At 71.3% G+C, this 20,026-nt stretch carries 15 protein-coding genes; 9 read left to right on the top strand and 6 right to left on the bottom strand.

Features of this window, described 5'->3' with window-relative positions:
* Positions 1 to 165: 165 nt before the first annotated feature.
* The 6 genes from J5X86_RS05730 to J5X86_RS05705 all read left to right on the top strand — a co-directional run bounded on the left by J5X86_RS05730 (position 166) and on the right by J5X86_RS05705 (position 8,820).
* Positions 166 to 2,118: a 2-oxoacid:acceptor oxidoreductase subunit alpha gene (locus J5X86_RS05730; protein ID WP_208515724.1), complete on the top strand. Its 1,953-nt coding sequence runs from the start codon at positions 166 to 168 to the stop codon at positions 2,116 to 2,118.
* The gene (locus J5X86_RS05725; protein ID WP_208515723.1) at positions 2,111 to 3,193 is read left to right on the top strand and encodes a 2-oxoacid:ferredoxin oxidoreductase subunit beta; all 1,083 of its coding nucleotides are present in this window, start codon (positions 2,111 to 2,113) and stop codon (positions 3,191 to 3,193) included. The genes J5X86_RS05730 and J5X86_RS05725 overlap by 8 nt, the downstream gene beginning before the upstream one ends.
* Positions 3,194 to 3,326: 133 nt before the next feature.
* The gene (locus J5X86_RS05720) at positions 3,327 to 5,291 is read left to right on the top strand and encodes an APC family permease (protein WP_208515722.1); all 1,965 of its coding nucleotides are present in this window, start codon (positions 3,327 to 3,329) and stop codon (positions 5,289 to 5,291) included.
* Between the two features lie 181 nt (positions 5,292 to 5,472).
* On the top strand, positions 5,473 to 6,330 hold the full coding sequence (locus J5X86_RS05715; RefSeq protein ID WP_208515721.1) for an SDR family oxidoreductase: 858 nt from the start codon (positions 5,473 to 5,475) through the stop codon (positions 6,328 to 6,330).
* 158 nt (positions 6,331 to 6,488) lie between these two features.
* Positions 6,489 to 7,646: an EamA family transporter RarD gene (rarD, locus tag J5X86_RS05710; RefSeq protein ID WP_208515720.1), complete on the top strand. Its 1,158-nt coding sequence runs from the start codon at positions 6,489 to 6,491 to the stop codon at positions 7,644 to 7,646.
* A 226-nt stretch (positions 7,647 to 7,872) separates the two neighbouring features.
* On the top strand, positions 7,873 to 8,820 hold the full coding sequence (locus J5X86_RS05705; RefSeq protein WP_243979610.1) for a M28 family metallopeptidase: 948 nt from the start codon (positions 7,873 to 7,875) through the stop codon (positions 8,818 to 8,820).
* A 47-nt stretch (positions 8,821 to 8,867) separates the two neighbouring features.
* On the opposite strand, the gene J5X86_RS05700 is transcribed toward J5X86_RS05705, so the two are convergent.
* The 6 genes from J5X86_RS05700 to J5X86_RS05675 form a co-directional block, all read right to left on the bottom strand.
* Positions 8,868 to 9,854 carry an ABC transporter permease gene (locus tag J5X86_RS05700; protein WP_208515718.1) on the bottom strand — a complete coding sequence of 329 codons (987 nt, stop codon included), beginning with the start codon at positions 9,852 to 9,854 and terminating at the stop codon, positions 8,868 to 8,870.
* A complete protein-coding gene (locus J5X86_RS05695; RefSeq protein WP_208515717.1) occupies positions 9,841 to 10,824 on the bottom strand; it encodes an ABC transporter ATP-binding protein in 984 nt (327 codons plus the stop codon). The genes J5X86_RS05700 and J5X86_RS05695 overlap by 14 nt, the downstream gene beginning before the upstream one ends.
* A gap of 50 nt (positions 10,825 to 10,874) precedes the next feature.
* On the bottom strand, positions 10,875 to 12,143 hold the full coding sequence (locus J5X86_RS05690; protein ID WP_208515716.1) for a DUF2092 domain-containing protein: 1,269 nt from the start codon (positions 12,141 to 12,143) through the stop codon (positions 10,875 to 10,877).
* Between the two features lie 334 nt (positions 12,144 to 12,477).
* Positions 12,478 to 13,488 (bottom strand): polyprenyl synthetase family protein, encoded by a 1,011-nt coding sequence (locus J5X86_RS05685; RefSeq protein WP_208515715.1) that lies wholly within the window; start codon positions 13,486 to 13,488, stop codon positions 12,478 to 12,480.
* A 963-nt stretch (positions 13,489 to 14,451) separates the two neighbouring features.
* Entirely contained in the window at positions 14,452 to 15,651 is a 1,200-nt protein-coding gene (locus J5X86_RS05680; RefSeq protein ID WP_208515714.1) for an FAD-dependent oxidoreductase, read from the bottom strand.
* 37 nt (positions 15,652 to 15,688) lie between these two features.
* A complete protein-coding gene (locus tag J5X86_RS05675; RefSeq protein WP_240450647.1) occupies positions 15,689 to 16,927 on the bottom strand; it encodes an ATP-grasp domain-containing protein in 1,239 nt (412 codons plus the stop codon).
* A 222-nt stretch (positions 16,928 to 17,149) separates the two neighbouring features.
* Here J5X86_RS05675 and fahA point away from each other — a divergent pair, with 222 nt between their 5' ends.
* The 3 genes from fahA (at position 17,150) to J5X86_RS05660 (ending at position 19,958) form a co-directional block, all read left to right on the top strand.
* On the top strand, positions 17,150 to 18,400 hold the full coding sequence (fahA, locus tag J5X86_RS05670) for a fumarylacetoacetase (protein ID WP_078642866.1): 1,251 nt from the start codon (positions 17,150 to 17,152) through the stop codon (positions 18,398 to 18,400).
* 50 nt (positions 18,401 to 18,450) lie between these two features.
* The gene (locus tag J5X86_RS05665; RefSeq protein ID WP_208515713.1) at positions 18,451 to 18,960 is read left to right on the top strand and encodes a hypothetical protein; all 510 of its coding nucleotides are present in this window, start codon (positions 18,451 to 18,453) and stop codon (positions 18,958 to 18,960) included.
* A gap of 227 nt (positions 18,961 to 19,187) precedes the next feature.
* The gene (locus tag J5X86_RS05660; protein WP_208515712.1) at positions 19,188 to 19,958 is read left to right on the top strand and encodes a GntR family transcriptional regulator; all 771 of its coding nucleotides are present in this window, start codon (positions 19,188 to 19,190) and stop codon (positions 19,956 to 19,958) included.
* Positions 19,959 to 20,026 lie beyond the last annotated feature (68 nt).

Here is a 20,026-nt window from a genome sequence, read left to right as displayed (position 1 = left end):
GATGGGACACGTCATGCCAAACCGTGACATATATGGTTCTTCTTTGGACGTCCACCATGTGATCCGGCCAAGGAAGGCCACCCTTACCGACGTACGATGGTCATGGGACAACAACCGGTCGGCACCGACTGTCCAGGAGCGCCGCCTCAAGGGAGGTCCGAAGCAGTGACCAGCCAGGTCAGCAGCCCGGCCGAGCAGGCCGAACCAGCCGATCAGCAGGGCGGGCAGACGCCCGCCGGGGGGCAGCGAACAGCAGAGGGCGGCAAAGAGGTCCGCCGTCTGGACCGGGTGATCATCCGGTTCGCGGGTGACTCGGGCGACGGTATGCAGCTCACGGGTGACCGGTTCACCTCGGAGACGGCGTCGTTCGGAAACGACCTCTCGACCCTGCCGAACTTCCCGGCGGAGATCCGCGCGCCCGCCGGCACCCTGCCCGGAGTGTCGAGCTTCCAGCTCCACTTCGCCGATCACGACATCCTCACACCAGGTGACGCGCCGAACGTGCTGGTGGCGATGAACCCGGCCGCGCTGAAGGCCAACCTCTCCGATGTGCCGCGCGGGGCGGAAATCATCGTCAACACCGACGAGTTCACCAAGCGCCCGATGGCCAAGGTCGGCTATGACCAAAGCCCACTGGAGGACGGCTCGCTGGACGGCTATCACGTCCATCCGGTGCCGCTCACCACACTGACCATCGAGGCGCTGAAGGAATTCGGCCTGTCCCGCAAGGAGGCCGAGCGCAGCAAGAACATGTTCGCGCTCGGGCTGCTGTCGTGGATGTACCACCGGCCGACGGAGGGCACCGAGAAGTTCCTGCGGCAGAAGTTCGCGAAGAAGCCGCAGATCGCCGAGGCGAACGTGGCCGCCTTCCGGGCGGGCTGGAACTTCGGCGAGACCACCGAGGACTTCGCCGTCTCCTACGAGGTGGCCCCGGCCACCAGGGCCTTCCCGACCGGCACCTACCGGAACATCTCCGGAAACCTGGCGCTGTCGTACGGGCTGATCGCGGCCTCCCGCCAGGCGGATCTGCCGCTGTTCCTGGGGTCGTATCCGATCACCCCGGCCTCGGACATCCTGCATGAGCTGTCCAAGCACAAGAACTTCGGTGTGCGCAGCTTCCAGGCCGAGGACGAGATCGCCGGGATCGGCGCCGCGCTGGGCGCGGCCTTCGGCGGCTCCCTCGCCGTGACCACCACCTCCGGCCCGGGCGTGGCGCTGAAGTCGGAGACCATCGGGCTCGCGGTGTCGCTGGAGCTGCCGCTGCTGGTCATCGACATCCAGCGCGGCGGCCCCTCCACCGGGCTGCCCACCAAGACCGAGCAGGCCGATCTGCTGCAGGCCATGTACGGGCGCAACGGCGAGGCCCCGGTGCCGATCGTGGCCCCCAAGACCCCGGCCGACTGCTTCGACGCAGCGCTCGACGCCGCCCGGATCGCCCTGACCTACCGCACTCCGGTGTTCCTGCTGTCGGACGGCTATCTGGCCAACGGCTCGGAGCCCTGGCGGGTGCCGGATGTCGACGAGCTGCCCGACCTCCGCGTCCAGTTCGCGACCGGCACCAACCATGTGATGGCCGACGGCACCGAGGTCTTCTGGCCGTACAAGCGCGACCCCAAGACCCTGGCCCGCCCCTGGGCCGTGCCGGGAACGCCCGGTCTGGAGCACCGGATCGGCGGAATCGAGAAGCAGGACGGCTCGGGGAACATCTCCTACGACCCGGCCAACCACGAGCACATGGTCCGCATCCGCCAGGCCAAGGTGGACGGCATCACGGTGCCGGACATCGAGGTGGACGACCCGACCGGCGACGCCCGCACCCTGGTCCTGGGCTGGGGGTCGACGTACGGCCCGATCACCGCCGCGGTGCGCCGCGTCCGCGGCGCGGGCGACCGCATCGCCCAGGCCCATCTGCGCCATCTCAACCCCTTCCCCGCCAACCTCGGCAAGGTGCTGGAGGGTTACGAGAAGGTGGTGGTGCCGGAGATGAACCTGGGTCAGCTGGCGACGCTGCTGCGCGCCCGCTATCTGGTCGACGCCCGCTCCTTCACCCAGGTCCGCGGGCTGCCCTTCAAGGCCGAACAGCTCGCCACCGCCCTCAAGGAGGCCATCGATGACTGACACCCTCGCCGAGGGCGCGGCATCGGCTCGAAGCGCGCTCTCCCTGGTGCCCAAGAGCGACACCAAGCAGACGATGAAGGACTTCAAGTCCGACCAGGAGGTCCGCTGGTGCCCCGGCTGCGGTGACTACGCGGTCCTCGCCGCCGTCCAGGGCTTCATGCCCGAACTGGGCCTGGCGAAGGAGAACATCGTCTTCGTCTCCGGCATCGGCTGCTCCTCGCGCTTCCCGTACTACATGAACACCTACGGGATGCACTCCATCCACGGCCGCGCCCCGGCCATCGCCACCGGTCTGGCCGCCTCGCGGCAGGATCTGTCGGTGTGGGTCGTCACCGGTGACGGCGACGCGCTGTCGATCGGCGGCAATCACCTGATCCACGCGCTGCGCCGCAATGTGAACCTGAAGATCCTGCTCTTCAACAACCGCATCTACGGCCTGACCAAGGGGCAGTACAGCCCCACCTCCGAGGTCGGCAAGATCACCAAGTCGACCCCGATGGGCTCCCTGGACGCGCCGTTCAACCCGCTGTCGCTCGCGCTCGGCGCCGAGGCGGGCTTCGTGGCCCGCACCATCGACTCCGACCGCAAGCACCTGACCGAGGTGCTGCGGCAGGCGGCGGCCCACCCGGGCACCGCGCTGGTGGAGATCTACCAGAACTGCAACATCTTCAACGACGGCGCCTTCGAGGCCCTGAAGGACAAGGACCAGGCCCAGGAGGCCGTGATCCGGCTGGAGCACGGGCAGCCGATCCGCTTCGGCGTCGACCAGGCCAAGGGCGTCGTCCGCAACCAGAGCACCGGCGACCTCGAAGTGGTCACCGTCACCGCGGAGAACGAGCACCAGGTGCTGGTGCACAACGCCCACGCCACCTCGCCCACCACGGCGTTCGCGCTGACCCGGCTCGCCGACGCCGACACGCTCCACCACACCCCCATCGGGGTGCTGCGCGATGTGGACCGCCCGGTCTACGACACCCTGATGTCCCACCAGCTCGACAACGCCGTGGAGCTGAAGGGCAAGGGCGACCTCGGCGCGCTGCTCGCGGGCGGCGACACCTGGACCGTCGTGGGCTGACCCCCAGCGGGCCCCGCCCCGCCGACGGGCACCTTCGTACAGTCGGCGGGCACATTCGTACATACGGGCACAGGCGGGTGCCCGGCCGGAGCGTCTGACCACGCCCCGGCCGGGCACCCGCTCTGCTATCCGCATGGCCGACCCCGCCGCCCCGATCCAGCCGCCCGACCGCCCCGCCTACCGACTCAAGCGGCGGCTGCTCGGCCCGCCCCTGGTGTCCGAGCGGATCCGGCGCGAGAAGCTGGGCAACCCGGCCGCGCTGGGCGTGCTGGCCTCCGACTGCATCTCGTCGACGGCGTACGGCAGCGAGGAGATGCTGCGGGTGCTGGTGCCGGTCATCGGGGTCGCGGCGTTCACCCTGATCCTCCCGGTGACCGGGGCGATTCTGCTGGTGCTGCTGCTGGTCACGCTCTGCTACAGCGATGTGGTGACGATCTACACCCGGGCGGGCGGCTCGTATGTGGTGGCGCGGGAGAACTTCGGCCCGGACATCGCCCAGATCGCCTCCGTGGCGCTGCTGGTGGACTACATCGTCACCGTCGCGGTCCAGGTTTCGGCGGGCACCAACGCGATCATCTCGTTCGCCCATCTCGTCGGCGGCACCTGGACCGGTATCGACCACCTCCAACTGCCCCTCAGCGCCCTGGTGATCCTGATCCTCGCCTACGGCAATCTGCGCGGACTGCGCGAGGCCGGGCGGGTCTTCATGGTGCCCGCCTACCTGTTCATCGTCGCCATCGGCCTGATGCTGGTCGTCGGCGTGGTCCGCGGGCTCACCGGGCGGCTTCCGCACGCCGATGTACACGCCGCAGGCGCCGTGCCCCTCGGCACCTCGGGCAGCGGCTGGCTCTACGGCGCCTCGCTCTTCATCGTGCTGCGCTCGTTCGCCAACGGCGGCTCCTCGCTGACCGGGCTGGAGGCGATCTCCAACAGCGTCTCGGTCTTCCGTGATCCCAAGGGCCGCAACGCCCGCCGCACGCTGATCACCATGAGCTGCATTCTGGGCACGCTGGTCCTCGGGGTCTCCGCCCTCGCCCACTTCACCCACGCCATCCCGTACCGGGACGGCACCCCGACCGTCCTCGCGCAGGAGGCCCATCTGGTCTTCGGCGGCGGGGTGGTGGGCGCCCTGGGGCTGGCGTTCGTCCAACTGGCGACCGCGCTCATCCTCTACACGGGCGCCAACACGCCGTTCACCGGCTTCCCCTTCCTGGCCAGCTTCGTGGCCGAGGACCGCTTTCTGCCCCGGCAGCTCACCCGGCGCGGCCACCGGCTGGCCTTCTCCAACGGGATCATCGCGCTGGCCGTGGTGGCTTTGGCGCTGCTGGTGGTCACCAAGGCCAATGTGGACCGGCTGGTGGCGCTGTACGCGATCGGAGTGTTCACCGCCTTCACCATGGCCGGGGCCGGGCTGACCGCCTATCACCTGCGGCGCCGGGAGCCGGGCCGCGGCTGGAAGATCGCGGTCAACCTCACCACCGCGGCCGTCTCCGCCACCGTGGTGCTGATCTTCGGGATCACCAAATTCGCCGAGGGCGCCTGGCTGGTCGTGGTGGTCTTCCCCCTCGGGGTCTGGGCGCTGATCCGGATCAACCGCGAGTACCGCGCGGAGGCGGCCGCACTGGAGGCGGTGCCGCGCCCCGGGGACGACGTCCCGCACTGGCGGCGCCATGTCGTCTTCGTCCTGGCGGACAGCATCGACCTCGCGACGGTCAAGGCGCTGCGCTACGCCCATGAGCTGCGGCCCGACGAGGTCCGCGCGGTGCACTTCATGGTGGACGAGAGCCATGCCCGCCGGCTGATGGCGCGGTGGGAGGCCACGGCGGGGGTGACGGTGGCGCTGGAGGTCGTGGCGTGCCCGGACCGGCGGCTGCGCCATGCGGTGATGGAGCTGGCGGCCCGTACCACCGAGGACGGGCAGACCGCGCTGACCCTGCTGGTGCCGCGCCGCACCTATGCCTCCCCGCTGGGCAAGCTGCTGCACCGGGGCACGGCGGAGTCGCTGGCGAAGGCGCTGGAGCAGCTGCCGGGAGTCGCGGTGACGATCCTGCCGTTCGCCGTCAGCCTCGCGGCACGGGAGCGTGAGGCCCCGGAGTGACGCGGTTCCGGCCCCGGACTCCGACTCGGCCCCGGCCCGGACTCGGCCCCGGCCCCGGCCCCGGCCCCGGCCCCGGGATGAACACACTTACTTAACCGGAAGTACCTTTCTATTGGTTAGCGCTTCCCTTAAGGTGGGTGCGCCGGCCCCGAACAGGCCCGAACAGGAGAGAGTCACACCTATGAGCATTGTCGTCACCGGAGCCACCGGCCACCTCGGCCGTCTCGTCGTCGAGGGGCTGCTGGAGAAGGTTCCCGCCGACCAGATCACCGCGGTCGTGCGCGACACCGCGAAGGCCGCCGACTTCGCCGACCGCGGTGTACGGCTGCACGAGGCCGACTACAACCGGCCCGAGACGCTCGCCGGTGCCTTCGCCGCGGGCGACAAGGTGCTGCTGATCTCCGGCAGCGAGGTCGGGCAGCGCGGTCCGCAGCACCAGGCCGTCGTAGACGCCGCCAAGGAGACCGGTGTCGCGCTGCTCGCCTACACCAGCGTTCTGGGCGGCCCCGCCGCCGACTTCACCCTGGCCGACGAGCACAAGGTCACCGAGCAGGCGATCACCGACTCCGGTCTGCCGTACGCCCTGCTGCGCAACGGCTGGTACAACGAGAACTACACCGAGAACCTCGCCCCGGTTCTGGAGCACGGCGCCGTCGTGGGCGCCGCCGGCGAGGGCCGGGTCGCCTCCGCCTCGCGCGCCGACTACGCCGCGGCCGCCGTCGCCGTTCTGACCGGTGAGGGCCACGAGGGCAAGGCGTACGAGCTGTCCGGCGACACCGCCTGGAGCTTCGCCGAGTACGCCGAGGTGGTCGCCGAGCAGACCGGCAAGGAGATCGTCTACGGCGCCGTCTCCCCGGCGGAGTACCAGACCATCCTCACCGGCGCGGGCGTCCCCGAGCCGCTCGCCGCGATCCTCTCCGATGTCGAGGCGGCCATCGAGCGCGGCCGACTGGCCGCCACCCCGGGCGATCTGTCCCGGCTCATCGGCCGCCCGACCACGCCCATCGCGGACTCGGTCGCGGCCGCGCTGAAGGGCTGACCGGCCCCGTACGCACCACGGCCCGCCTGTCATCACCGGCATCCGGCCTGTCATGACCGTCATGCGATACGGGAATGACAGGCGGGCCTCACCAGCGCTACCTTCGGACCCTCGGAACGGGCCCGCCCTGGGCTCGCCATGCCGTCGGGGAGGGTGCCGTGACGCCGCAGGACCAGCAGGAGCGCGCCGATCGCGCCGGTCTCCTCTACGGCTTCGCGGCATACGCCTTCTGGGGGCTGGTGCCGCTCTTCTGGCCGCTGCTGGAGCCCGCCGGCGCGGTGGAGATCCTCGCCCACCGGATGGTGTGGTCGCTGGCGGCCGTCGGTCTGGTGCTGCTGGCGCTGCGCCGCTGGAGCTGGATACGGCCGCTGCTGCGGGAGCCCCGACGGCTGGGCATGATCGCGCTCGCCGCGACCGTGATCTCGATCAACTGGGGCCTGTACATCTGGGGCGTCAACAGCGGCCATGTGGTGGAGGCCGCGCTCGGATACTTCATCAACCCGCTGGTCAGCATCGCCTTCGGGGTGCTGCTGCTGCGTGAGCGGCTGCGGCCCGCGCAGTGGGCGGCGGTCGGCGTCGGGACGGTGGCCGTGGCCGTGCTGGCGGTGGGTTACGGCAAGCTGCCGTGGATCGCGCTCACGCTCGCCTTCAGCTTCGCGACGTACAGCCTGGCCAAGAAGCGGGTCGGGCTGGACGGGCTGGAGTCGCTGGCCGCCGAGACCGCCGTACAGTTCCTGCCCGCGCTGGGCTTCCTGGTCTGGCTCGGGGCGCGTGGCGACAGCACGTTCGCGAGCGAGGGCGCCGGACATGCGGCGCTGCTGGCGAGCTGTGGCTTCGTCACGGCGCTGCCACTCATCTGCTTCGGGGCCTCGGCCGTGCGGCTGCCGCTGTCGACGATCGGGATGCTGCAATACGTGGCGCCGACCTTCCAGTTCGCCCTCGGCATCACCGTCTTCCACGAGACGATGCCACCCGAACGGTGGGCAGGCTTCTCCCTCGTCTGGCTCGCCCTCGCGCTGCTCACCTGGGACGCGCTGCGCACCGCGCGGCGGGCGCGGCGGGAGCTGGCCAACGCCGCCGCGCGGGCGGCCGCGCTGTCGGCGACAGTGGAGGGCGGTGTCGTTCCGGAGGCGGGTGTCCTTCCGGAGGCCGGTCTCGTTCCCGAAGCCGGTCTCGTTCCCGAAGCCGGTCTCGTTCCGGAGACCGTCGTCTCGGATGTCGCCATAGTCGCCACAGCGGATGCCGCTGTATCGGACGTCGCCGTATCGGATGCCGCCGTGCCCGATGCCCGGCCCGGATCGATATCCGGCGGGTGATGTCCGGTTCCCGCCCTTGACGCGGAGTCAGCCGCACCCGGAGCATCAGCCTCGCGTCATCGCCACTTCACCGAACCGCAGGTTTCACCGCTCCATCGCCCCCACGGGCACGTGCACCACACAGCGTCACGTCATTCCGTCCTGTCCCCGTTCGGAACCGGAGCCCCCCATGTCGTCATGCGCTGAACGCCGCCCCCGAAGATCCCTGATACGCCGGACGGCCGCCATGGCCGCCGCCGGTACGGCCGTCGCCGCCCTGGTGTCGGCCGCCCCGGCCACCTCCGCCTCCGCCGCCGCATCGGCCCGGCCCGCGGCGGACGCCCGTACGGCCCTGGCGGTGCCGGACATCTCCGTGGCCAATGTGAAGGCCCATCTGACCCAACTGCAGTCGATCGCCACCGCCAACGGCGGCAACCGCGCCCATGGCCGCCCCGGCTACAAGGCGTCTCTCGACTACATCAAGGGCAAGCTGGACGCCGCCGGTTACACCACCACCGTGCAGCAGTTCACCTCCAGCGGTTCCACCGGCTACAACCTCATCGCCGACTGGCCCGGCGGCGACACCAACAACGTGGTGTTCTCCGGCGCCCATCTCGACTCGGTCACCGCGGGCCCCGGGATCAACGACAACGGCTCGGGCTCCGCCGGAACCCTGGAGACCGCGCTCACCGTCGCCCGCCAGGGGGCGAAGCCCACCAAGCATCTGCGGTTCGCCTGGTGGGGCGCCGAGGAGCTGGGGATGGTCGGCTCGCGCTACTACGTCAACAACCTGCCGTCATCCGAACGGGCGAAGATCGACGGCTATCTCAACTTCGACATGATCGGCTCGCCCAACCCCGGCTACTTCGTCTATGACGACGACCCCGGGATCGAGTCGGTGTTCAAGGCGTTCTTCTCCGCCAAGGGCGTTCCCACCGAGATCGAGACCGAGGGCGACGGGCGCTCCGACCACGCGCCGTTCAAGAACGTGGGCATCCCGGTGGGCGGTCTCTTCAGCGGCGCCGACTACATCAAGACCTCCGCCCAGGCCCAGAAGTGGGGCGGCACCTCCGGTCGGGCGTTCGACAGCTGCTACCACCGCTCCTGCGACACCACCAGCAACATCAACGACACCGCCCTGGACCGCAACAGCGACGCCATCGCCTACGCGGTCTGGACGCTCGGCGGCGCCTGATCCCGGATGACGTGCCGTGTTCGGCTCCGTCCTCGGCTCCAACCGGCTCAGGCCGTGATGTCCTTCGCGGTGAACCGGGCCCAGGCCGCCGAGCCGAACACGGCGACGTACAGCCCCTGCAGCCCCAGATTCTTGACCAGCTCATCCCAGTAGACCGGCTCGCGCAGGAGATCGGCGAAGCTGAGCCAGTAGTGCGGGAAGAGATACGGGTGGATCGCGTGCAGTTGCGGGATGCTGTCGAGGATCTGCGTGGTGACCACCAGCCCCACGGTCGTGGCCATGGCCGCGATCCCGCTGTTGGTGAGGGTCGAGATGAACAGGCCCACCGTCGCGATCCCCACCAGCGACAGGGCCACCAGGGCCGCCACGCCGAGGGCCCGGAGCAGCGCTTCCTCGAACGAGACGGTGATGCCCGAGATCAGCGTGACATCGCCGAGCGGGAACAGCAGCGCCCCCGTCACCAGGCCCGAGAGCGCCACGATCAGGGTCGCGATCAGGCAGAAGGCCATGGACGTGGTGAATTTGGCCAGCAGGAGACGGGTCCGTCCGGCGGGGGCGACCAGCAGATAGCGCAACGTTCCGGCGCCCGCCTCACCGGCGATGGCATCACCGGTGATCACGCCGATCACCATCGGCAGGAAGACGGGCAGCGTCGCCGCCAGTGACGCGAAGACCAGGAAGATCCCGTTGTTGGTGATCTGAGAGAAGAAGGCGGGGCCCTGCCCGTCTCCGCCACGGCCGCCGCCGAGGCCGCCGCCGTCGCTCGTCTCGATCTTCACGGCGACACCGATGAGGATCGGGATCAGCGCGAGCACCCCGAGCAGGGCCAGGGTCCGCCAGCGGCGGAGGGTGGTGGTCAGCTCGGAGCGGAAGAGCGCCAGGGCCCAGAGGGGGTTCGGGCGGGGCGCGTTCGGGGCCTTTCCGTCCGTCACGGTGGCCGGTACGCCGGTGTCAACCGTGTCCGGTGCGCCGAGGTCGACCGCCCCTGGTCCCTCAGCTCGCGACCGCGGCCCCAGTTCCTCAGCCCGCGACATCGAAGCCCTCCCCGGTCAGCGCGACAAAGGCGTCCTCGAGCGAGGCGCGCTCGGCCCCGAAGGCCCGGACCCGCACCCCCGCGCGGACGAGGGCGGCGTTGAGATCGGCCAGCTCCAGCGGTGCGTCATCCGCACCGGGGCCGGGCACCGGCAGCTCGCCGGAGACCCGCTCGTCCAGGATCACCAGATCCGTCACGCCGTACTCCTTCAGGATCCGGACCGCGTCCACCGGGTCCGGGGTGGTGACGACCAGCCTGCCGCGGCTGCCCGCCGCCAGCTCGGCCACCGTGCCCTGGGCGATCAGACGGCCCTGGGCCATCACGGCGGCATGCGTGCACACCTGTTCGATCTCGTCGAGGAGATGCGAGGAGAGGAAGACGGTGGTGCCTTCCTCGGCCAGTTCGCGCACCAGGGAACGGATCTCGCGCATGCCCTGCGGATCGAGGCCGTTGGTCGGCTCGTCCAGGACCAGCAGCTCACGCGGCTGGAGCAGCGCGGCGGCCAGGCCCAGGCGCTGCTTCATGCCGAGCGAGTAGGCGCGGGCCTTCTTCCCGGCCGCGGCGGCCAGCCCGACCCGGTCCAGGGCGGCCTCGACGCGGGGGACGCGGGTGCGGGGGTCGGCCGTGGGGTCCGCGGCGTCGTAGCGCAGCAGATTGTCGCGGCCGGTCAGAAAGGGGTAGAGGGCGGGGCCCTCGATGAGGGCGCCCACCCTGGGCAGCACGCTCCGGGCGGCGCGCGGCATCGGCTCGCCGAGCAGCCTGGCTCTGCCCGAGGTGGGCTCGATCAGGCCCATGAGCATGCGGATCGTCGTCGTCTTCCCCGAGCCGTTGGGCCCGAGGAAGCCGAAGACGCTGCCACGCGGCACGGACAGGTCGAGTGCGTCGACCGCGAGCTGTCCGCCCCGGTAGCGCTTGGTGAGCCCGCGGGTTTCCACCGCGGTGTCGTCCCCCTCGGTGGACCGCTGCTCCACGGGCTCCCCTTCGTTATGCGTCGTGTTCTACGCCGTGCGCGCCCAGCGCCTCACTTGGCCGCGTTGGCGGCCTTGACCAGGGCGTCCTTGTCGACCGCGCCGACGAACACCTTGCCGTCGTCGGTGAGCAGCGCGTTGACCAGACGGGTGCTGACCACCGTGCCGGAGCCGAAGTCGCCCTTGACCTCCTTGCCGAAGCCGCCGAGGAGTCCGGACGCCGCACCCGGGCCGCTGTCGCCGCCGGGGGTCGTGGACGCCGCGCCGCCGGGGGTGTCGAGCCGGGCGACCGAGTCCCAGCCCTTACCGACGACGTTCAGCCCGGACAGGGCGCCCTGGGCGTCCTTGAAGTCCTTGGTGCCGAACTCCTTGTTGCCGAAGTCCTTGGAGCCGAAGTCCTTGGCCTCGGGCCGGCCGGCCTTGGGCTCCTCGGTGACCTTGGCGCCCTTGGGCGGGGTGAAGTCGAAGGTGCCGGCCTTGGGCTTGCCGAAGTCGACCTTGGTGTAGCCGACGTCGATGGCCGCCTTGCCGCCGCTCTTCGGGGAGAGCGTGAACTTCAGCGGGACACCGTTGTCCGCGTCCACCGCGATACGGACGGATCCGATCGTGGAGTCGCTGTTCGCCTTGGGCTTGATCAGCAGGTCGTACGCGTCCCGTCCGGCGACCCGGGAGGTGCCGTCGACCGTCACATCCGTGGTGTCGTCCACGGAGGCGAGCACCGTCTTGGCGATCTCCTGGGGCGTGGCGCCCCGCAGGTCCTTCGGCAGCTCCTGCCGGTGGTCGCCCTTGGCCTTCGCCTCCTTGGGGGCGGTGGCGTGGTAGGCGGAGTTGCTCCCGCTGTCGTACGCCCAGATCTCGTCGCCGTTGTGGATCATGCTGTACTCGGCGGCGTTCTCGACGATCGACACCCGCTGCTTGTCGGGGCCGTCGGTGGCCACCCGCAGGGTGTGGGAGCCGGAGACCAGCTCCATCAGCCGGGAGTCGGGCGAGGCGGACGCCTCGCCGCCCTGCGCCCCGCCGAGGTCGGCGAGGGAGCCGCCGCCGGGGAGCGAGGGGATGCCCAGGTCGGTGGTGATCTTCACCGAACCGGACATCTGCTGGGCGTCCGATGCCGCCATCTTGCTGATCAGCTCTTGTGCCGAGATCTTCGGCAGGTCGGGGTCACCGGTGCTGGCCAGCGCCGGGACCAGCCCTATGGTCGCCGCCGCGATGCCCGCGACCGCGACCGGGGCGGCGTACCGGGCGGCCTTCTTCCCCCGGGATGGCCGCTCGTCATCCCAGAAGCCGTCGTCGGCGACCTGTGTCGGTCGGATCCGTGCCATGTGTGCTCTACCTCCGTCGTCGGCGGCGGTTCGTCAGCTTGCACTCGTCCACCCTCTCGGGCCATTGTCACCCGATCCCGCCATGTGGTGGTCTTTTCATCCCACCAAATCGTGTGACGTGGCGCGTCAGCCCGCAGGATCACCTAGGTGTACTGCTCGGGGATGACGCCGCTCCCCCGGGAGTCAGGGTCGGCTCCCCCGGAGCCGGGTGGTGGTCGGGGCGGAGCGGGCGCCGGGCGGGCGTCAGCCGACCCGATGGGCGGGGCTGGGCGGGGGCGTCAGCCGGCCGGTGGGCGGGGGCTCGGCGGGGGCCAGCCGGCCGGTGGGCGGGGCGTCAGCCGGCCCGGTGGACCACCGCGTCGCACAGCCCCTCGAGGGCCGCCTTCGCCGGGCCCTCGGGCAGCGGCGCCAGCATCGAACGGGCCTCCGCCGCATAGCGGACCGTGACCCGGCGGGCCTGCTCCAGCGCCGGATGGGCGCGCAGCCGCCGCAACACCTCGGCATGGCGCGCGTCATCGGTGAGGTCCCCCGCGAGCAGCTCGCACAGCTCGCGGTCCTCGGCCGAAGCGGTCGCCTCGGCCCGCTCCCGCACATAGAGCACGGGCAGGGTGGCCACGCCCTCGCGCAGATCGGTGCCGGGGGTCTTGCCGGACTCATGGCTGTCGCTGGCGATGTCCAGCACATCGTCGGCGAGCTGGAAGGCCATGCCGAGCCGCTCGCCGTACTGGGTGAGGATGCTGACGATGGACTCGTCGGCGCCCGACATCATCGCGCCGAACCGGCCGGAGACGGCGATCAGCGAGCCCGTCTTGCCGGCCAGCACATCCAGATAGTGCTCGACCGGGTCACGGCCGTCGCGGGGGCCCGCCGTCTCCAGGATCTGGCCGGTGACCAGCCGCTCGAACGCCTCGGCCTGGATCCGCACCGCCTCGGGGCCGAGATCGGCCAGGATGTGCGAGGCCCGGGCGAAGAGGAAGTCGCCGGTGAGGACCGCCACCGAGTTGCCCCAGCGGACGTTGGCGCTGGAGACGCCGCGCCGCACCTCCGCCTCGTCCATCACATCGTCGTGGTACAGCGTCGCCAGATGGGTGAGCTCGACGACCACGGCCGAGGGCACCACTCCGGGTGCGTGGGGATCGCCGAACTGCGCGGCCAGCAGCACCAGCAGGGGCCGGAACCGCTTCCCACCGGCCCGCACCAGATGCTGGGCGGCCTCGGTGATGAAGGGCACTTCGCTCTTGGTGGCCTCCAGCAGGCCCTCTTCGACCGCCGTCAGCCCGGCCTGGGTGTCGGCTTCCAGAGTCCGGTCCCGCACGCTCAGCCCCAAGGGCCCGACGAAGCTCACGGGGTACTCCTGTCTGCCTACGAATGGCGCGAATGTCGATGTGTCGCTGCCTCCACCAACAGGCAGCGTATCCGGTCGGGTATCGATCACTGTGGGCGCCTTCCCGCCTTGTGCGCCTCTCACCGTTCTCTCCCGAACCGGCTACTTCACATCGCAGTACCGCGATCGCAGCAGATCATTCACCCCCCGGCCCCCGACAAGTCAGCCAACCCGACCCGCTGACGGGCCGGCCGACCCGGCCTGCCGACCGGTCAACCGACCCGAGCAGGGGCCGATCAACCGGGCCGACCCACCAACCGGTCACCCGGGCCGACCCGCCGCCCGGGCAGCCGACCCGGGCACGGGCCGGGGCAGCCAACCCGACCCGCCAACCGGTCAACCAGCCCGGCACGCCAACCGGGCAGGCGACCCGTCCCGCCGACCGGTCAGCCGACCCGGCCACGGGCCGGTCAGCCAACCCAGCCCACCGACCGGTCGACTGAGCCCCGCCCGCCGACTGGTCAGCCGACCCGGCCACGGACCGGGGCAGCCAACCGGGCACGCCAACCCGGCACGCCGACCCGGCACGCCGACCAGGCAGCCGACCCGGCCACGGGCCGGTCAGCCAACCCAGCCCACCGACCGGTCGACTGAGCCCCGCCCGCCGACTGATCAGCCGAGCCGGCCCGCCAACCCGTCAACGGGCCCGGCCACAGTCCGATCAGCCGACCCGACCCCCGCCCGGTCAGCCAACGCCGCTACGGGCCGGGGCAGCCCACGAGCCGGGGACAGCCACGAGCCGGGGACGGCCATCAGTCGAGGCGGGCCATCGGCCGGGACGGGCCATCTGCCAGGGCGGGCCATCGGCCGGGACGGGCCACCGGCCGGGATGGGCCAGGAGCCAGGAGCCAGGAGCCAGGGCAGGCCATCAGCCGGGGCGGCCATCGGCCGGGGCAGGCCGATGGCCGTTGGCTCGGCAGCCGCTCATCCGCGCGCGGCGGCCACCGCCTTCGCCAGCCGTGGCGACGCGTACTCCGTGCCGCAGACGAACCGCATCACCGGACCGAAACTCGCCGCCGCGGGCAGCCCGGTGAAGTAGAGCCCCGGGACCGAGGAGCCGTACCCGGCGTCGAGCCAGGGTCCCCCGGCGCCGGTGACCAACTCGGAGCGGAGCGCGGGCCCGAGGAAGTCCAGCGCGGCGACGCTCATCCGGTAGCCCGTCGCGGCCATCACATGGTCGGCGGCCAGCTCACCGACCCGGCCGCTCCCGTGCAGGCTGAGCACCGGCCGGCCGTCGGCCCGTACGGTGACCCGGCTGATCCGCCGCCCCTGGGTGACCCGCACCCGCCCGGCGAACCGATCCCTCAGCCACCAGGCGCCCTTGGGCCCCAGCACCCTGCGGACCAGATACTCCCGGGTCGGTGCGGGCAGCCGCCGGAAGCCCACGGCGTGGTACGACAGCGCGTACAGCGACCAGGCGCGGCCGAACGGCGACTCGGGCCGCAGCCTGGGCTGGTGGTCCGGCGGGGAGCCGAAGGCGACCGCGCGCGGTCCGCGGGCCACCACCCGCACGGCGGCGCCCGCCTCGGCCAGCAGCACCGCGCTCTCCAGCGCCGACTGCCCGGCCCCGACGACCACCACCTCACGCCCCTGGAAACGCCCCAGGTCGCGGTGTTGCGAACTGTGCGAGACGGGGCCGCCGGGAGCAGGCCCGTCCGGTACGGCGGCGGCCAGCTCATGGGGAAGGTGGGCGAGCCCGCTGAGCCCGCTGGCGACGACGACGGCGCGCGCCGTGAACTGCTCCCCCGAGTCCAGCTTCAGCTCGAACCGGCCGCCCCGCCGGTCGACCGAGACCACCCGCACCCGCTCCAGCTCCGGCACCAGCCGCTCCTGGAACCACAGTCCATAGGCCGAGAAGGTCTCGACGGGGATGAGGTCCCAGTCCGACTCATAGCGCGGGCCGCCCATCGCATGGCAGAAGTCCAGCAGGGTGTGCCCCGGCTGCGGCGCGTCGATGTTCGAGGCGACCGGTGTGGACTTGAGCAGCATGCCCGCGGGCATCCGCTCGCGCCAGCTCACCATCGGATCCCCGAAGACGCGGACCGGCAGCCCGCGGGCGCGCAGATGAGCCGCGGTCGACAGACCGTACGGACCGGCCCCGATGACCACTACCGGATCGTTCATGAATCCCCCCAAGGTGTTCAGCCAAGGTGTTCAGCGTTCACTTGGCGCGCCACAGCCGGTACAGCTGGGCCGCGCCGGGCCGCAGCGAGCGGGCCAGCATGGTGAAGAACGGCTTCATGTCGTCCCGAGCGGCCCAGGCGAGCTCGGTCCCGCTCGCCCTCGCCGGGGCGTGCGGGGTGGTGTATCCACTGCGGCGATAGGCGAGCAGTGCGGGCAGGTCGATGTTCTCGACCGTGAACCGGCGGTCCGGCCGCTGCCCGGCCCCGGGGACCGCGCGCCCCGTCAGATCGAGATGCTGGGCCCGGACGACATCGATCCCCGCGGCGCTCTCGAAGAGCCGGAACTGGGCGCCCATCCGCGGATTGAAGTCCAGCAGCTTGTACCGTCCGTCGCGCCGGTCGAAGCGCCAGTCCAGGTCGACGATGCCGCTGAAGCCGATCCGCTGGACGAACTGGGCCGCCATCCGCGCCAGCTCCTCGTTCTCCACTACATAGGCGCATGCCGTCATCCCCGCGTGCGGCGGCCAGGACCGCACCTTGACCCCGGTGAACATCGCCAGCGGTGTGCTCCGGGAGTCGAAGTACCCATGCACGATCCAGTCCTCGGCGTCCTCGCGCGGCAGATACTCCTGCAGGACCACCCCGGGCCGCGGCCCCCACCGCCGCGCCAGCTCCATCAGCTCTCGCGGGCCCTCGATCCGGGTGGTGCCGCCCACCGCGGGCTTCTTCCGCCGCTCGAACGCCTCCCGGTTCTTGGCGACCACCGGAAACCGCGCGCTCGCCGCGAACGCCTTGACGTCGGCGTAGGTGTCCGGGAAGGCGCCCTCGGGCGTGGGCACCCCGTGCTTGACGCACAGCTCGTGCAGCCCCTGCTTGCTCGCCAGCCGCCTGGGCAACTCGGGCTCGGCGCGCGGGAAGAGGAAGCCGCCCTCCCCGGCGAGCCGATCCGCGTGCTCGGCGATCAGCACCGCCGCTTCCTCGTCCGTGGGCAGCAGAACCGTCGGCCGGCCGATCGCCCGGCCTATCCGCAGCAGCCCCTCCACCAGCCGCTCCGGCCGCTCGCTGCCGGTGGTCGGCCAGACGAAGGCCCTCGCCAGATAGCGTGAGAGCGCCGCCGGGGTCCAGCGGTCCTCGGTGACCGCGTACATGGGGACGCCGAGACGCCCCAGGGACCGGATGGCGCCGACGCCACCGTGATGCAGTGGATAGTGGCCGATCTTCACGACCAGAGCGGGTACGGAACGGTCCACCGCGAATGGCACGGCACTGCTCGCCACGAGCCCCCCTCGGTCACCGCAGCGCAGTGGCCCCCCCACTGTGCGTGACCCCGAAGAAGGACGCTACTTCGGAATCGCCGCCTCCAGCAAGGATTTTCCGGACATTGCCATCTCTTTAGGGAGTAGCCGACACGGTGCCACCTTCCTTTCTTCCCCGCACTCCCCTCGCCTTAGGGTGTGCTGCACCCCCAGCAGTGACCAGGAGAAGGCGAGGCAGCCCCGATGCCGCAGCGATCCCCGCTGGACCTGCCCGAAGGCGACCCCTTCGGCCCGCACAACCTCCCCTATGGCGTCTTCACCACGCCGCACGCTCCTCATCTGCGGAAAATCGGGGTGCGCTACGGAAACCATGTGCTGGACGCCGGCGCCGCCGCGGCCGCGGCCGCCTCTCCGCACGCCGAACAGCTCGGCGCCGACACCCTCAACCCGCTGATGGCCGCGGGCCGCCCGGTCTGGCAGGCCGTCCGCGCCGAGGTGCTCGACTGGCTCACCGACCCGGCGCACCGGTCGACCATCGAGCCGCTGATGCACCCCCTCCCCACCGTCGCGCTCCATCTCCCCTTCGAGGTGGCCGACTACGCCGACTTCTATGCGAGCGAGCACCACGCGACCAACGCGGGCAGGGTCTTCCGCCCCGACGGCGACGCGCTCACCCCCAACTGGAAGCACATGCCGATCGGCTACCACGGCCGGGCCGGCACCATCCTCGTCTCGGGCACGCCCATCGTCCGCCCGCAGGGCCAGCATCTGCCCCCGGCCGATACCTCCGCACCACACGCTTCCTCCCCCACTCCGGTCTTCGGCCCCTCCCTGCGCCTCGACTTCGAAGCGGAGGTGGCCTTCGTCGTCGGCGCCCCTTCCACTGTTAATACACCGGTGCCCCTCTCCGGGTTCCACGACCACGTCTTCGGCGTCTGTCTGCTCAACGACTGGTCCGCACGCGACATCCAGGCATGGGAGTACCGCCCGCTCGGCCCCTTCCTCGGCAAGTCCTTCGCCACCTCCCTCGCCGCGTGGGTCACCCCGCTGGAAGCCCTCACCGCCGCCCGTACCAGCCCGCCCGTCCGCGACGTCCCGCTCCTCCCCTACCTGGACGACAGCGCGGCCGAGCCCGGCGGGCTCGATCTGCGCCTCGAGGTCGCCCTCAACGGCCACACGGTCTCCCGCCCGCCCTTCTCCGCCATGTACTGGACCGCGGCCCAGCAGCTCGCGCATCTGACGGTGAACGGCGCCTCGCTGCGCACCGGCGACGTCTTCGCCTCCGGCACGGTCAGCGGCCCCCGCCCGGACGAGCTCGGCTGTCTCCTCGAACTCACCTGGGGAGGCCGCCGGCCCCTGCGTCTCCCCGACTCCACCCGGACGTTCCTGGAGGACGGTGACGAGGTGACCATCACGGCCTGGGCACCGGGCCCGCAGGGGGTCCGTATCGGCCTGGGCGAGGTGACCGGCCAGGTCGTCCCGGCCACGCCCTGACACGGCTGCTAATTTGTCGTGCTCCCGCCCTGACGATCGAGGAGAGACACGTGAACAAGGCAGTGGGCATCGCCGGCACGGTGGCGGCGGCCGCCCTGCTACTGACCGCATGTGGCAGTGACGGAGGCGACGACAAGAAGGACACCTCCAAGGACCCCTCCTCCGCGTCGAGCGCCCCGGCGGAGGGGGGCGCGGACGCGAAGGTCTCCGGCACCTATGTGGCGAAGTCCGGTGACGAGGCCGTCATCCTGTCCATCAGCGGCAAGCAGGCCGTCCTGATGGCCGGCAAGCACATCTGCAACGGCGAATACGCCGACATGGGCGGGAAGATGCTCATGCTCAAGTGCGCCGACGGCAACACCGAGCGCAGCGCGGGCAAGGTCGCCCTGGGCGCGGACGGCAAGACCCTCACGGTCGACTGGGACGCGCTCGCCAAGAACGACACCTTCGTCAAGGCGACCTCGCCCAGCGACCTTCCCTCGGGCCTGCCGACGTCGCTCCCCTCCGGCATCCCGACCGATCTGCCGAGCGGCATCCCGACCGACCTCCCGACCGGCTGAAGCACGGCTCAGGACTTCGTCCGGCGCCCCGGGCCCCCGGCGCACCACCGCGCCGGGGGCCCGCCGCGCACAGTGGCGGATCTTGCCGCCCCTGCGACGAAACCGCAGGCGGCAGCGGTACGAAAGCCACCGTCAGGTGGCGCAACACTTCGGCAACACCATCGGCCCGGCCCCGTCGGTATGGTCCCCGTACGACCCCGCCGACCAGCAAACCCCGGAGCCGGCCGATGCCAGCCGAACGCCCCCGCGAGCACGCCCCGCCGGTCGCCGCCGCGCGCCGCCGGCGGCTCCGCGCCGACCGGGCACGGCAACTCGCCGATCTCCTCCGCCACCAGGTCCTCACCGGTGGCTTCCCCGGAGGCGTTCTCCCCCTGGAGGACGCGCTCGGCCAGGACTACGGTGCCTCCCGCAACACCGTGCGCCAGGCGCTCGACCTGCTGCGCGCCGAGCGCCTGGTGGAGCGGCAGCCCGGGGTGGGCACGGTCGTCGTCGCCGAGAAGTACCCGCACGGCCTCGACCGGCTGATGGGCCTGGCCGAGACCCTTCATGAACACGGCCGGGTCACCAATGAGGTGCGCACCGTCGGCCCCGTCCCCGCGCCCGCCTGCGTCGCCGACCGGCTGCGCGTCCCCGCCCGTACCGATGTCCTCTACGTCGAGCGGCTGCGCAGGCTCGGCGGACTCCCGCTCTCCCTCGACCTCACCTACCTCCCGATGGACATCGGCGCCGACCTGATCGGCGCCGACCTGGAGAACACCGATGTCTTCCGGCTGGTCGAGAAGATCACCGGACAGGCCCTGGGCACCGCCGAGATCACCATCGAGGCCGTCAACGCCGACGCCCACTCGGCCGCCGTTCTGCAGGCCCCGCGCGGTGCGGCGGTCCTGATGCTGGAGCGGCTCACCCATCTGTGCGATGGACGCCCGGTGGACCTGGAGTTCATCCGGTTCCGCGGCGACCGGATCACCATGAGCGGCCAGTTGCGCCGCGCCGCCTGAGCCCTCCCCTACCACCTCCCCCGCGACGACCGTTCCCCCGCAACCACCTTTCGCCCCTTCACGCCCTT

Source organism: Streptomyces sp. NEAU-YJ-81, from assembly GCF_017592595.1.
GTDB classification, from domain to species: Bacteria; Actinomycetota; Actinomycetes; order Streptomycetales; family Streptomycetaceae; genus Streptomyces; species Streptomyces hygroscopicus_B.
Note: the sequence above shows the minus strand (reverse complement) of the source record. Positions and strands in the feature narration are given on the sequence as shown.